The 14,085-nt window shown below is 42.4% G+C and carries 17 protein-coding genes; 12 read left to right on the top strand and 5 right to left on the bottom strand.

Annotated elements, in window-relative coordinates:
- Positions 1-10: 10 nt before the first annotated feature.
- On the top strand, positions 11-1,177 hold the full coding sequence (locus ABID99_RS06990) for a galactokinase (protein WP_354484005.1): 1,167 nt from the start codon (positions 11-13) through the stop codon (positions 1,175-1,177).
- A gap of 113 nt (positions 1,178-1,290) precedes the next feature.
- Entirely contained in the window at positions 1,291-1,821 is a 531-nt protein-coding gene (locus ABID99_RS06985; protein ID WP_091162906.1) for an RNA methyltransferase, read from the top strand.
- Positions 1,822-1,902: 81 nt separating this feature from the next.
- On the opposite strand, the gene ABID99_RS06980 is transcribed toward ABID99_RS06985, so the two are convergent.
- The gene (locus tag ABID99_RS06980; protein ID WP_373613277.1) at positions 1,903-2,580 is read right to left on the bottom strand and encodes a GNAT family N-acetyltransferase; all 678 of its coding nucleotides are present in this window, start codon (positions 2,578-2,580) and stop codon (positions 1,903-1,905) included.
- 101 nt (positions 2,581-2,681) lie between these two features.
- Here ABID99_RS06980 and ABID99_RS06975 point away from each other — a divergent pair, with 101 nt between their 5' ends.
- Positions 2,682-3,341 carry a YdeI/OmpD-associated family protein gene (locus ABID99_RS06975; protein ID WP_373613276.1) on the top strand — a complete coding sequence of 220 codons (660 nt, stop codon included), beginning with the start codon at positions 2,682-2,684 and terminating at the stop codon, positions 3,339-3,341.
- Positions 3,342-3,418: 77 nt separating this feature from the next.
- Here ABID99_RS06975 and ABID99_RS06970 read toward each other — a convergent pair whose 3' ends face one another.
- From ABID99_RS06970 to ABID99_RS06960, 3 genes are all read right to left on the bottom strand, one after another.
- Positions 3,419-3,634: a hypothetical protein gene (locus ABID99_RS06970; RefSeq protein ID WP_090526601.1), complete on the bottom strand. Its 216-nt coding sequence runs from the start codon at positions 3,632-3,634 to the stop codon at positions 3,419-3,421.
- A 140-nt stretch (positions 3,635-3,774) separates the two neighbouring features.
- On the bottom strand, positions 3,775-4,326 hold the full coding sequence (locus ABID99_RS06965; RefSeq protein ID WP_373613275.1) for a GNAT family N-acetyltransferase: 552 nt from the start codon (positions 4,324-4,326) through the stop codon (positions 3,775-3,777).
- A gap of 39 nt (positions 4,327-4,365) precedes the next feature.
- Positions 4,366-5,310, bottom strand: coding sequence for a hydroxypyruvate isomerase family protein (locus ABID99_RS06960; RefSeq protein ID WP_090527600.1), 945 nt, complete (start codon positions 5,308-5,310; stop codon positions 4,366-4,368).
- A gap of 223 nt (positions 5,311-5,533) precedes the next feature.
- On the opposite strand from ABID99_RS06960, the gene ABID99_RS06955 reads away from it, so the two are divergent.
- Together ABID99_RS06955 and ABID99_RS06950 are read left to right on the top strand one after the other, a co-directional pair.
- Complete coding sequence (locus ABID99_RS06955; protein ID WP_373613274.1) at positions 5,534-6,019, top strand: hypothetical protein; 486 nt, start codon at positions 5,534-5,536, stop codon at positions 6,017-6,019.
- A 45-nt stretch (positions 6,020-6,064) separates the two neighbouring features.
- On the top strand, positions 6,065-6,262 hold the full coding sequence (locus ABID99_RS06950) for a hypothetical protein (RefSeq protein ID WP_090526592.1): 198 nt from the start codon (positions 6,065-6,067) through the stop codon (positions 6,260-6,262).
- Between the two features lie 70 nt (positions 6,263-6,332).
- Here ABID99_RS06950 and ABID99_RS06945 read toward each other — a convergent pair whose 3' ends face one another.
- The gene (locus ABID99_RS06945; protein ID WP_090526590.1) at positions 6,333-6,662 is read right to left on the bottom strand and encodes a YbjQ family protein; all 330 of its coding nucleotides are present in this window, start codon (positions 6,660-6,662) and stop codon (positions 6,333-6,335) included.
- Between the two features lie 397 nt (positions 6,663-7,059).
- On the opposite strand from ABID99_RS06945, the gene ABID99_RS06940 reads away from it, so the two are divergent.
- The 7 genes from ABID99_RS06940 to hisC all read left to right on the top strand — a co-directional run bounded on the left by ABID99_RS06940 (position 7,060) and on the right by hisC (position 14,077).
- Positions 7,060-7,551, top strand: coding sequence for an HAD-IIIA family hydrolase (locus tag ABID99_RS06940; protein WP_090526588.1), 492 nt, complete (start codon positions 7,060-7,062; stop codon positions 7,549-7,551).
- A gap of 175 nt (positions 7,552-7,726) precedes the next feature.
- Complete coding sequence (locus tag ABID99_RS06935; protein WP_373613273.1) at positions 7,727-9,247, top strand: hypothetical protein; 1,521 nt, start codon at positions 7,727-7,729, stop codon at positions 9,245-9,247.
- On the top strand, positions 9,244-9,579 hold the full coding sequence (locus ABID99_RS06930) for a hypothetical protein (protein ID WP_373613272.1): 336 nt from the start codon (positions 9,244-9,246) through the stop codon (positions 9,577-9,579). Before ABID99_RS06935 ends, ABID99_RS06930 begins: the two co-directional genes overlap by 4 nt.
- 521 nt (positions 9,580-10,100) lie before the next feature.
- Positions 10,101-10,952: an ATP phosphoribosyltransferase gene (gene hisG / locus ABID99_RS06925; RefSeq protein WP_373613271.1), complete on the top strand. Its 852-nt coding sequence runs from the start codon at positions 10,101-10,103 to the stop codon at positions 10,950-10,952.
- Positions 10,953-11,047: 95 nt separating this feature from the next.
- The gene (hisD, locus tag ABID99_RS06920; protein WP_373613270.1) at positions 11,048-12,334 is read left to right on the top strand and encodes a histidinol dehydrogenase; all 1,287 of its coding nucleotides are present in this window, start codon (positions 11,048-11,050) and stop codon (positions 12,332-12,334) included.
- A 2-nt stretch (positions 12,335-12,336) separates the two neighbouring features.
- Positions 12,337-13,029, top strand: coding sequence for a hypothetical protein (locus ABID99_RS06915; RefSeq protein WP_354484015.1), 693 nt, complete (start codon positions 12,337-12,339; stop codon positions 13,027-13,029).
- Between the two features lies 1 nt (position 13,030).
- A complete protein-coding gene (gene hisC, locus ABID99_RS06910; RefSeq protein WP_090526578.1) occupies positions 13,031-14,077 on the top strand; it encodes a histidinol-phosphate transaminase in 1,047 nt (348 codons plus the stop codon).
- The last annotated feature ends 8 nt before the right edge of the window (positions 14,078-14,085 follow it).

The following is a 14,085-nucleotide window of genomic DNA, read 5'->3' as shown; positions in this document are numbered from 1 at the left end:
AACCTGAATAATGAAGAATAATTTGCACCAGGAATTTATTAAGATCTTTAACAAAGAAGCAGACAACGCGTACTTTTCGCCCGGTCGTGTAAACCTTATTGGCGAACATATTGATTATAACGGTGGTTTGGTTATGCCATGCGCCATTACTTTTGGTACTTATTTGCTAACCTCCCCTAATGAGGATGGCGTTTTCCGCTTCAGGAGTTTAAATTTTAGTGAGCAAAAAGATATCCCGTTGCAAATCAGTTATGAAAAAACCGGCGAAAACTGGTTTAACTTTCCTATCGGTGTTATTGACCGCTTTGTAAAGGATGGTCATCCGTTAAAAGGCCTGGATATGTTATTTTATGGCGATATCCCAATTGGTTCGGGTTTGTCATCATCAGCTTCTATCGAGGTGGTTACCTCCTATGCACTTAACGACCTGTTTAACAGCGGCTATAGCAAGCTCGACCTGGTTAAACTGTCAAAAGATGTAGAAAACAACTTTATAGGTGTTAACTGCGGTATCATGGACCAATTTGCAGTTGCCTTTGGCGAAAAGAACAAAGCCCTGATGCTTAACTGCGATACCCTGGATTACCAGGCGGTTGACAGCAATCTTGGCGATTATGTACTTGCCATTATCAACACTAATAAACCCCGCAAACTGGCCGAATCAAAATATAACGAACGCGTAGAGGAGTGCCAGGCAGCCCTAATGGCCTTGCAACAGCAACTGGACATTAAATATCTTTGCGAGATCAATAGCACTACTTTTGAACAATACAAACACCTGATAACCGATCCGATTGTGCTGAAACGCGCAAAACACGTAATTGAAGAAAATGACCGTGTAAAACTGGCCGCAACGGCCCTTGCAGATAACAACCTGACCGAGTTTGGCAGGCTGATGTACGCCTCACATGATTCCCTGCGCGATTTGTACGAAGTAAGCGGTGTTGAACTGGACGCTGTTGCCGAATACAGCAAAACCAACCCTGATGTTGCGGGTGCCCGTATGACGGGTGCAGGTTTTGGCGGTTGTGCCATTGCCCTGGTAAAAGGTGATGCGTACGATAATTTCAGCAAAGAAATAACCGAATATTACACGCAAAAAATAGGATATGCCCCATCTGTTTACAGCTCGCTTATCGGCGACGGTGTAGGTGTATTGGCTTCAGTGCTTAACTAACGGCTTTTTTGTATTTTTGCATTTGGTTCATAGTTGATAGTTCATGGTTCATAGCCTGTTATTAAACACATATTGGCTATGAACTACGGTCTATGAACCATGAACTAAAGAGTATGCGCAAATTAAAATTGGATGAGCTGAACCGGGCTACGGTTGATGAATTTAAAGCACAGGATAAATTGCCGGTAGCCGTGGTGCTGGATAACGTACGCAGTATGCACAATATTGGCTCCATTTTCCGCACCTCCGATGGTTTTGCGGTTGAACAGATTTGCCTTTGCGGTATTACCGCCCAACCACCTCACCGCGAAATTGAAAAAACAGCCCTTGGCGCAACCCAGTCTGTTAACTGGACTTATTACGAAACTCCTCTGCAGGCTGTTGAACAATTACGTAACGATGGCTACCAGATCATAGCCATTGAACAAGCCGAAAACAGCACCATGCTTCACGAGTTTAAACCCGCTGAAGATGGCAAATACGCCCTGATTTTTGGTAACGAAGTAAACGGTGTAAGTGATGAAGTAATGCAAGCGATTGACGCCTGTATTGAGATCCCCCAGTTTGGCACTAAGCATTCGTTTAACATAGTTGTATCAGCAGGAATCGTACTTTGGGACTTTTTTGCCAAGATGGCGATATAGAACCTCACCCAAACCCTCTCCAAAAGAGAGGGCTTAAAAATGCTTCTTAAAGTCTCCCCCCTCGGGGAGATTTAGAGGGGGTTACTTCCTCAGTACATAAAACGACATTTCCTTCCTCGTTACAAAACCGAGCTTTTCATACACTTTAATAGCCCTTTCATTTTCACTTTTCACATGCAGAAATGGAATTTCAGAAGCTGCTTTGATCCGCTTAGCCTGGTTTAACAATAATTTGCCTGCATAACCACGCCCCAGATAATCGGGGTGTGTACAAACTGCGCTGATCTCGGCATAGGGAGTAGGGTTTAAGCGCTGGCCGGCCATAGCAACCAACTTATCTCTATCAAATATGCCGTGATAATGTCCAAACTCAATAGTTCGCTCTATAAAGGGGCCAGGATTGGTTAGTTGAGTAAGTTCAATCATTTGGTGTACATGTTGCTCTGTAAGCGGCAACAGATCGTCATCAGCAAAACCAGCAGGCACCTTTCCCTCAAAAACCATCTGCAGACACTTCAGATAGTGTACTATGTTCCACTGCTCCGGGATTACAACATCATGTGGTGCAATAAATATAAAGTGGCTTTCAAAAGGAATGGTATCGTAAAGCAGGTTGAAATTTTCCGCAGATATTTCGGGAATAGCAACAAAAGGCGAAACCTCCTTCGGGAAATATTTAGCTATATCATTACCACTTGCAAGGGTTTTATTACCGGTGCTAAGCGCGTTCCAGGCCGGGTTGTCAAGTACATGTTCCATCAAGGCAAAGCTATTAAAAATACCATGCAGCAGGGTTTGGGCTTGTCATTCAATTTTAATTTATTGCTTACATTAGCTTTATCCATTATAAAACGTTTACAATGAATGCCCTTGCTAAAAAACTGCAGATCAAACCGAATTCACGCTGGTTGTTGCAAAATGCGCCCGCAGGTTACCAGGATAGCTTGTCTCCCCTGCCGGATAATGCCAGCCTTGTATTTAACACCGGAGGCGAATTTAACGGTATCCAGCTATTTGTAACCAACAGTACAGAACTGACATCCGAACTTAAGGTAATCACCCCCTTACTTAAAGACGATACTGTTTTCTGGATTATCTACCCTAAAAAAAGTTCAAGTATCCAAACAGATCTGGAAATGATAAGCAGTTGGGACGCCCCGGCTCTGTATGGCTTACGGCCTGTAGCATCAGCTGCTGTTAACGAAGTATGGACTGCATTGCGCTTTCGGCCGGTTGAAGCTGTAAAAGTTTCTGAAGGACGAAATGAGGCTGTACGAAATAATGAGTACGGCGATTATATTGACGTGGATAATAAAATAGTAACCCTCCCCGATTATATAAAGGAAACATTGGGGCAATATCCGGAAGCGCTTGATTACTTCCAGTCCCTGGCCTACAGCCATAAAAAGGAGTATGTACTTTGGATCCTCACAGCCAAACAGGAGAAAACCCGCCAGGACCGTTTAGTTAAGATGGTTGAGATGCTAAAAAATAAAAAGAAAAATCCTTCGGATAAGTAGAAAATTTCAAAATGCTTACTAAACAAAAGCGCCCTGCATTTTCAACAAATACAGGGCATTTTTATGTTTAGTTTTATTTACCAGCCAGAGCCTTTTTTAGCATTACCATTTTTGATATGCTCTTCGGCAGTTGCTTTGCCCATGATGGCAGCCATTTTGTTACCTTCACTGTCAGTTCCTGTTGCAATGTATCTGCCCGATTTTACGTCGATAACGGGATTGATCATCGGTACATTTTTAGTTTTTGTTTTCACTGAATAAGCGGTGATGCCACTTCCTTTTTCTGTTGCCATGATAAGTTTCTTTTGTTTTTTAATGTTAACCCCATTTAAACTGAATTGTTTTCAGCACAGGTATAATTGGTTTCTATGCGTAAACATGCATCATTTTTTTTTAATTAAAAATAGCTGGGATAAATAATTTGTTAACAGATTTAAGTTTGTGTTAATAACGAATAAACCATCGTATCCTCAAAACGACCTTTATACAAATGATCTTCCTTAAAATAAGCCTCCTGCACAAAATTGTTTTTGAGCAATAATTTAATTGAAGCGAAATTCCCCGGACTTACATAAGCTCCTATAGAATGCAGTTTCATCACATTAAAACCATAGTCAATAGCGGCTGTTATTGCCTCCTGCATGAGCCGCTGCCCCTGGTATGCGGGGTTTAAAAGATACCCGATCTCGGCACGGTGACTGTCTTTCTCTATCCGCCAAAAACCTATGCTCCCAATATATTTATTATTGTTTTTCAGGCAGATACACCAGGTAATGCCATCGTTTTTGCCAAGCAGGTCTTCTATCACGTCTATCAGTGCAATGGCGTCATCAATGGTTTTATTGATTGGCCGGTGAATGTACTGCATCACGGTTTCGTTCGATCTCATTTCAAACAAATCGGCAGCGTCATCACGGGTAAAGCGCCTTAATATAAGGCGCTCAGTTACCAAAACAGGAAACGGATTAAAGTTGGGGCTAAGCATAAATAAACAGTGTTGATAACCGGCTACAGTAACAGCATTTTAAATAAAACTGTCAGCCTCACGATATGCTTTAATTAATGCAAGCTCACCTTCTTTTCCTGTTCCGGCAGTACCATGCTCCATACCCATTACGCCTTTATAGCCTTTGTTATAAATATGTTTGAATATATTTTTATAATTAACCTCGCCGGTTCCGGGTTCTTTACGGCCGGGGTTATCCCCTATCTGGTAATAGCCTATCTCATCGTAAACCAAATCAAGTGTCGGGATAATATTACCCTGGTTACGCTGGACGTGATACATATCATACAGGATCTTACATGACGGACTTCCCACAGCCTTACAGATGGCATAGGCCTGGTCGGGTGTACGCAGGAACAGATCCGGATTATCGCTTAGCGGCTCCAAAACCATGATAATGCCGTGCGGCTCCAGTATAGCAGTTCCCTTTTTTATGGCTTCAATAACATTGCCTGTTTGCACACCGATAGGAAGTTTCCGCGCAAAATCGCCGGGGACCACGGTAACCAGTTTGCTGCCTATGCGTTTGGCTACCTCAACCGCCTGCTTGCAGGAGGCGATGAACTTTTCAACCTGGTCGGCATTGCCGGTTGCCAGCATGTTACTATCGTTGCCCAAGCCTGGCTGCACAAAAACGCCCATTGCCATGCCCAGCTTTGCTAATATCTCGCCAATCTTTTTTTGCTGCTCAACCGGCCGGCCGCTCATCCCGTTATCCTCAATAGCGCGGAAACCTTTATCGTATGCAAATTTTATCTGGTCGATAAAATCATCGCCTGCATGGCTTTTAAACATGCCGTCGTGAATGCCATAGTTAAGGTTAAAAGGTTTATCGCCGGCTACAGCAGCTACTTCTCCTGTAGGTTGAGCGCAACCGGTAAGCGCGGAGGCTTTTAAAACACCTGTGGTAAAAAGTGAAGCCCCGGCCAGTACCGAGCTTTGAACAAAGTTTCTGCGTTTCATGGGTTTTTTTGGGTTGGTTTACGGGCTAAATATAGTCATTGTGACAGTTAATTAAACAGCACAAGGCTTTTACTATCACAATTAATCGGATTATGCAACCCCTTAAACTTGCCGGCCCGTAATAGTATATAGTCGTTACATTGTAACTATTTCGTGGCGGTAGCCCGGAGTGATTGAACCTTTTAGTATTTTAATTGTCATAACAAAAAAATTAACCACAGTTATGAAATTTCAATTAGGCTTTGTTTCCCTTATCACAATAACGGTTGCCTCTTGCTCGGGCAATCATTCAACAAATGATGCCGACACGGCAATAAAAAAGGAAGACACTGCCATGGCTAATGCACCCGACGCGCCGGCTGTAAATATGGAGTATTGCTTTTATACTACTGAAGGTACCGCCAGCCAGGATACTACAAAAGTTAACCTGCATATTAACGGCAATAAAGTTACCGGCGATATGGACTGGCTGCCCAAAGAAAAAGATGCCCGCAAAGGCAGCCTGATGGGCAATTTAAACGGCAATGTTATTAAAGCCTTATGGACTTACGGGCAGGAAAGCCGCACGGATACGCTGAGCGTAGAGTTTCAGCTAAGGGGCAATCAGCTTGCCCAAAAGCCTTACAGGTACGATCCCAAAACCGGCAAGCAACAAACCAACAGCACAGCTGATTATACAGTAATTTACAGCATGAAAAATTGCCGTTAATTTAAACGCAATTTATAAATTAGCTAAAAAATAAAGGTCAAGAAAATGGAAAAGCGCGAAACCAGTATACTATATCTTGTTTTAGGATTATATAGTTTAATGATAAGCTGGTATTACAATCACAGTGTTATTTTACTTATTATCCATTACATATTTTGGCCTGTATACCTGATATATGAGCTGCTGATAGGCCACCTTGCCCACGGTATGTGGAAAACCATTCCACTTTCATACTTTAAATAAGGTAAAACTGTACGATATAAAAAAGGAAAAACCACCCCGGTATAATCTCAGGGTGGTTTTTCCTTTTTTATTAAACCTTTTCAACCACAACAGCGGTACCGTAAGCAAGCACTTCTGTAACGCCCTGCATTACTTCGTTGGCATCATAACGCATGTTAATAATGGCATTGGCACCAATAGCCTGCGCGTGTTGAATTAAAAGCTGGTAAGCCTCTTCGCGTGCGTTTTCGCACAGTTCAACATAAATTGAAAGCCTGCCGCCAAACAGCGATTGAAAACCGCCGGCAATATTGCCCAAGGCGCTGCGGCTGCGCACCGTAATGCCGCGTACAACGCCTAAATGCCTGGTAACCCTGTAGCCATCTAAGGCTGTACTGGTAGTAATAAGTGATGTATCCATTTTTAGTTTAAGTTTGTTAGCCAGCAATTTAACCGGCCTGATTTTTATTTAGATGTAGTATGGTTAACGATATTACGTAAATATCTGTTTTTATTTTTTGAGATCAATGGTTTGTGATCAGAGATTAGTGGCTGGAGGTTAGAGATTAGTTTCTTTGCATATACAATCGCTAATGATATCTGAATTAAGAGCAAATCCTAAAATCCGTTTAATCCAGGTCAGAAACATAGCCGGTATCCGCTATTAACCAACGCAAACTCCGTTTTCAATTTAAGTAATCGAAGCAAACTACCCATGCTCCTTAAACCACCAACCATGATCTATGAACTATAAGCCATGGTCTATAGACCATCGACTATGGACTAAAAAACGTACCTTCGCCAAAAAATTAAAATAGATGCCTGATAAAATTAAAGCTGTTTTTTTAGATCGTGATGGTGTGTTAAACCAGGAAATGGGTGATTACGTTCGCCGTTTTGAGGATTTCCATGTACTTGATAACTTTGATGCCCTTAAAACCCTGCAGGATCGCGGCTATATGCTGCTTGTTGCTACCAACCAGGGTGGTTTGGCCAAAGGCTGGTATACCGAAGAGGAACTGGCAAAAATGCACGCTCACCTGAAACAGGTTTATCATGAACACGGCGTTGAACTTACCGACTTTTTTTACTGCCCGCATCACCCCAACTTTACCGGCGACTGCGATTGCCGCAAACCAAAACCGGGGCTCCTGCTGCAAGGCATAGCTAAATATAACATTGATCCGTCAAAATCTTACTTTATAGGCGACCGTGAACGCGATGTTGAAGCGGGAACTGCTGCCGGGGTAAAAGGCATCCTGATTGACAGCGACCAGCCGATCAGTACGGTGCTGGATCTGATACTGTAAAAGCAAAAACATATGTCATTGCGAGCGTAGCGCGGCAATCTCGTAGCCAATGCATTTCCGATCTGCTTGGCTACGAGATTGCTTCGTCGTTCCTCCTCGCAATGACATAAAAATAAAGCCCTTTCCCTAAAACATTTTCTTCTCTCCTGCTTTTTACAAATATTTATATTATCCTATGCAAAAAAGCCGCTACTTAAAAAACCTTGATGCTGTAATAGCCGCCTTAATCGGCTGGTTTATATTAAGCTTGTTTTTCAGGTATAGCGGTGTAGGAGTTTCTCCGGATAGTATCATGTATACCAGCGCGGCCAGGAACTTTAAAGAGCACGGTACCCTGCTAACGTTTAACCATGTACCTATTGTTGACTTTCCGGTTTTCTATCCTATTTATCTTGGTATAATTTCAGTTATCACCCAGATAGATCCTGTTAAGTTTGGCGCAATGTTGAATGGCATCATGTTCGCCACACTCATTTTCACCAGCGGCTGGATCATGGAACACTTTGTACCTGCCTCAAGAATTTATAAATGGCTGATGCTGGCGGCAATTATCCTCAGTCCACCGTTGTTACAGGTATATTCATACTTATGGTCGGAGACCTTGTTCATTCTTGAGATCCTGTTTTTTTTGGTTGCTTTCCGCGAATACCTTTTAAAACACACGCTTAAAGCACTTATAGTGGCAGCCGTTATAGCAGCAATAAGTTGCATAACCAGGTACGCGGCTGTTACCATTGTAGGTACAGGCGGTTTACTTTTGCTATTGGACAGGGTATTGCCCCTTAAAAAGAAGATTACCCATATCATTGTTTACGGGCTAATTTGTATCTCGCTATTGGTAAGTAACCTCGTATTCAATGCTTTTGTGACAGGTACAACAACCGGTCCGCGGGAGCCATCTATCACTCCGTTTAGCAAAAACCTGTATTACTTCGGCACCGTAATGTGCGACTGGATGGGTCTCACTCCCAATCAATACTGGGCTGCTACACCTATAGCTATTATTATTTTCCTGGGCTTTATCGCTGCCCTGGCATTTAATTATTATCGCCGCAAGCTGGATAGCTTTGAAAATTTGGCCATTACTTTCGCATTGGTTTACGGGGCTTTTATTGTGCTCTCATCTACTTTCTCAAGGTATGAACGGATCAATCACCGCCTGTTATCGCCATTGTACATTTCGGCTTTATGGGGATATACCAGTTGGGCTTTGCTCCTGCTGAAAAAAATAAACGATACCACTACCCGGCGCATTATCGGTGCTGTAATGATTATGCTGATGCTGGGTTTTATCACCAGCGAATTTTTGATAGATAAAGCCCGGTACAACGACCAGGTAGCCGACGAATACGGTAACCCCGGCTATACCGACGAAAGCTGGATAGATTCGGAATTTGCAGCCTATTTAAGGGGTACAGACCACCGCCTGTTTAAACCCGGCGTCAAAATCTATACCGACGCGCATGAAGCCGTTTACTTTTTCTCGGGCATGTCATCCTACCTGGTGCCGCACCGTTTCTTCACAAAGGATATCGATAAGTTTTATAAGGTGAAACATTATTATCTTATTTGGTTTAATGTATTGGAGAACCCAGAGCTAATCAACCTGAAGGATATCCAAAAGGTTAAAAACCTCAAAAAGATCAAGGATTTTGGCGAAGAAGGGGCGATTTATGAATATGAGTCTGAACCATGATTTATGGAATTTCAGGATTACGACGAATTGAAGAAACGCGACTTCCCACCGTTGTTGGTATTGTCACCAACAACGGGCGGGCTTCATTTGTCAATGTTTATCTTTGTTTTATGGCAGGGCAAAAGCACCCCAAAGAAGCATCAAACATCTTTAACTCTATAATAAAAGCATCGGTGAATATTCCTTTGCCTAAAAAACCTTACCCCGACTGTTTAGAATGTGGTGAAGAAGCAAAAGAAATTGTATCGAATAAGCGAGATGGTAAACTGATAATCTATACATACAAATGCCCCAATGGGCATTTGTTTACTGAAGAATTAACGTTGAAGTAATTCTTTTCTCATCCACATGGTCTAACAGGTATATAGTTACCTGACAACACCAATAACGGGCGGGTGACAACAAGTTGGCCACAGGCGAAGTATTTTAATAATCTTTGGAGTAACCCTACCTTCAAATTAAATAACTGACAACCAATTACTTAGTTCAACATATTCAAATTTATGTTAACCCTGTTAACCCCCTCTCATTGCAATCAGCGATTGCTATTGTCACCAACAACGGCAAAGGTTAACAAAATTAAATTCTAAAAGCTTGTTCAATCGGACATAAAACTTCTTGAAAATTTCACGCACCCGTATACTTTTTCACATTAAATTTTGATTTAAAAAACATCTGTCTATATTTGCACCGCTAATCTATAGTTTTACTATATAAAAAATGAACGGTATCGCACTACATCATCTTCATCTGCATCACCACCATGTGGTGATCAGCTAATATGTATGTTTCTACGCGAAATAACAACCTCCGTTTATATTCTTTTTTATCATAGTCTCTTAAATTCAATCTTTTGAAAACACTTAAAATAGCTATCCAAAAATCGGGTAGGCTCAACGAAAAATCCGTTGAATTATTAAAAAATTGCGGCTTAAACTTTGAAAACTACAAAAGCTCGCTTATCTCTCCGGTATCCAATTTCCCTTTAGAAATCCTTTTCCTTCGCGATGATGATATCCCTGAATATGTGCAGGATGGCATTGCCGATTTAGGTATCGTAGGCGAAAATGTGATCCAGGAAACCGAAGTTGAAGTAAGCTATCTGCAGCGCCTTGGTTTTGGTAAATGCTCGCTCAAGATAGCAGTGCCCAACAACAGCGATATCAACTCACTGGCCGATTTACACGGCAAAGCAATTGCTACCACCTACCCTGCCATTTTAGGCAAGTTTTTAAAACAACAAAATATTACTTCAGATATCCGCACCATTTCCGGTTCGGTTGAAATATCACCTGGCTTAGGTCTTAGCGACGCCATTTGCGATTTGGTATCAACAGGCGGTACCCTTAAAAGCAACGGACTGAAACCTTTTGCCGATGTAATGTCATCTGAGGCGGTACTGATAGGCAGCAAGGCCATTGCCGAAAGCGACCTTGTGCAGGAACTGATCCAGCGTATTCAATCAGTTTTACGCGCTAAAGAAACTAAATACGTGGTACTTAACGTTGAGAAAAAAAACCTCGATGCCGTTATTGCTTTATTGCCGGGCGTAAAAAGCCCGTCGGTAGTACCATTGGCCGAAGATGGCTGGGTAGCAGTGCATACTGTGATCCCCGAACGTGATTTCTGGGACCGCATAAGCCAGCTTAAACAAGCCGGCGCACAAGGCATTGTGGTAATGCCTATTGAGAAGATCATTTTGTAAGCCCCCCGGCCCACTGAAGGGGGAGCGAGTGTGGTTATATAATAAATTGAATAGTTTACTTTAGGACATAACGCCCCTTTAGGGGGTTTGGGGGTATGAAGACATACAATTATTCAGAACTTACTGCATCCGATATCCAGAAGCTGGTTCAGCGTAATGTTGACCCGGCCAATGAGATCAGGACTATTGTTGAAGATGTGATTGCCAGCGTGCAGCAGCATGGTGACAAAGCCCTGCTTGATTATGCTTTAAAGTTTGACAAGGTAGAACTGAACAAACTTTATCTTGATAAAGCCGAACTGGAAGAAATTGCCAAAGCAATATCTGCCGATCAGAAAGCAGCGTTGGAAACAGCGTATAGCAACATTTACAAGTTTCACCAAACGCAGCTAAAAACCGAGGACAAAGTTGAAACCATGCCCGGCGTAACCTGCTGGCGCGAATTAAGGCCGATTGAAAAAGTAGGCTTGTATATCCCCGGTGGCTCTGCTGTATTGCCAAGTACGTTTTTGATGCTGGGAATCCCGGCATGTATTGCCGGTTGCCATGAAATAGTAGTTTGCTCACCCCCGCAAAAAAACGGTAGGGTAAATGCCTTTATAGCTTATGTAGCGCTGATGCTGGGGATCGATAAGATCTACCTGGCAGGTGGTTCGCAGGCTGTGGCGGCAATGGCTTACGGAACTGCAAGCATCCCTAAGGTAGATAAGATCTTCGGGCCCGGCAACCAGTTTGTAACCAAAGCTAAAACCATTATCCAGTCAACCACCACAACGGCAATTGATATGCCTGCGGGCCCGTCGGAAGTATTGGTTATTGCAGATGAAACGGCTATTCCGGCATACATTGCAGCCGATCTGCTGGCCCAGGCCGAGCATGGCATCGACAGCCAGGCTGTATTGGTTTGTACCTCCGTTGATGTTGCCGAAAAAGCCATTGCCGAAGTTGAAAAACAACTGCCTGTATTGCCCCGTGGGGAGATAGCCAAAATGGCCATCGATAATTCATATGTGGTGATCACTGATAACCTGAACGAAGCAATGAGTTTCAGCAATCAATATGCTCCTGAGCACCTGATCCTGGCAACCGACAGTTGGGAACAGATCACCGGAGACATCATCAATGCGGGTTCAGTATTTTTAGGAAACTTAACACCAGAAAGCGCAGGTGACTATGCATCAGGAACCAACCATACCCTGCCAACCAGCAGTTATGCAAGGGCTTATTCGGGTGTGTCAGTTGATTCGTTTGTGAAAAAGATCACGTTTCAGCATATCACTCGCGAAGGGATCCAAAACATCGGTCCAACAGTTGAAGTTTTGGCCGAATTGGAGGGTTTACATGCACACAGGAATGCTGTGAGTGTCAGAAACAATAGTTGATCATGAAAAAGCTTGCATACCTTTTGAGTTTGTTTGCACTCACTGCTTGTCACAACGGTAATCATAAACAATTAATATCTGATACAGTTAAACGAGATACCACTACCTCGTTTAAGCCTTATCAGCTTAATAAAGACTACATTGTAATTGACACAGGTATTTTTGATGCAACTGTTATGGGAGGCAGCTATGCCGTTGTAACAAGGAACGGAAAGCTTGCCGATACTATTGACAAATATTACGGAATTGAGAAAATTGGCAACGATAACTATTTGTATCTAACAATAACAGGTACAGGGCCGGGAGAAGATGATACTTCGAAAACACAGAAATCTCAAAAATCAATCAGTGGGTCTTTGGGCAGTTATATAATGGTCGTAAATGGTAAAAAACAAAATCTGTCAGCGTTTATAACTGACTTTAATGACTATTTTTCTTCACCATCTGTAATAAACGGCAACATTTATTTCTGGCAAATAAAAAAAATAGATACAACAGGTAATAACAGTATATCGGCTGCTAAATATGATCCGGTTACCAAGAAAACCACGAATTATTATTTGGTTGATGATTATATCGAAACAGATGATGCCAACTATTTTTCAGCGCCATATTTAAAAAATGACACCATCTATTTTGACGGAGAGAATAAAAAATTAAGAAAATTCACAAAGGATTTTAAGCCTTACAATTAAAATGTTCGACATAAATAATATACTCAGAGAAAATATAAAACGTCTTGTACCCTATTCATCGGCACGCGATGAATACCAGGGTGAAGCAAGCGTTTTCCTGGATGCCAACGAAAATGCTTTTGGCTCTCCTTTAGATCAGCAGTTTAACCGCTACCCTGATCCTTTACAGTACGATTTAAAAAAACGCATTACCGAAATTAAAGGCGTACCGCCGCGCAATATTTTTGTAGGCAACGGCAGTGATGAAGCTATCGATATCCTGTTCCGCAGCTTTTGTAACCCGGGTGTTGACAATGTGATATTGGTGCCGCCTACTTATGGCATGTACGAGGTATCGGCCAATATCAACGATATCCAGGCCCGCAAAGTAAACCTTACGGAAGATTATCAGCTAAATTTAGAGGGAATTGCCGAAGCTATTGACAAAAACACCAAGCTCATCTTTATCTGCTCGCCAAATAACCCTACCGGTAACTCCATCAACCGCGATGATATTCAAACCCTGCTGGCCAACTTCAGCGGAATTGTAGTGGTTGATGAGGCTTACATCAACTTCAGCCGTCAAAAGTCATTTATACAGGAATTGACCGAATGTGCCAACCTTGTGGTAATGCAAACCCTTTCCAAAGCCTGGGGCCTGGCCGGTTTACGTGTTGGTATGGCTTTCGCCAGCGAGGAAATCATTGAGGTGATGAACAAAGTAAAGCCGCCTTATAACGTTAACGAGTCCTCACAACAGCTGGCATTGGCTGCCCTGGCAAACGTTGGTCAGGTTAATGAATGGATTAAAGAAACCCTTACACAACGCGACAGGTTGGTTTTACAACTGAAAGATTTTGAGTTTGTGGTAGATATTTACCCTTCAGATGCCAACTTTATCCTTGTAAAAACCACCAATGCTAACGGTATTTACGACTACCTGGTAAAACAGGGCATTATAGTGCGCAACCGTTCAAAAGTTGAGCTTTGCGAGGGCTGTCTGCGCATCACTGTAGGCACACCAGATGAGAACACTATTTTACTCGAAGCGCTTCAAAACTTTAAATAAAAAAATCA

It is taken from the genome of Mucilaginibacter sp. OAE612 (genome assembly GCF_041806395.1).
GTDB classification, from domain to species: domain Bacteria; phylum Bacteroidota; class Bacteroidia; order Sphingobacteriales; family Sphingobacteriaceae; genus Mucilaginibacter; species Mucilaginibacter rubeus.
Note: the sequence above shows the minus strand (reverse complement) of the source record. Positions and strands in the feature narration are given on the sequence as shown.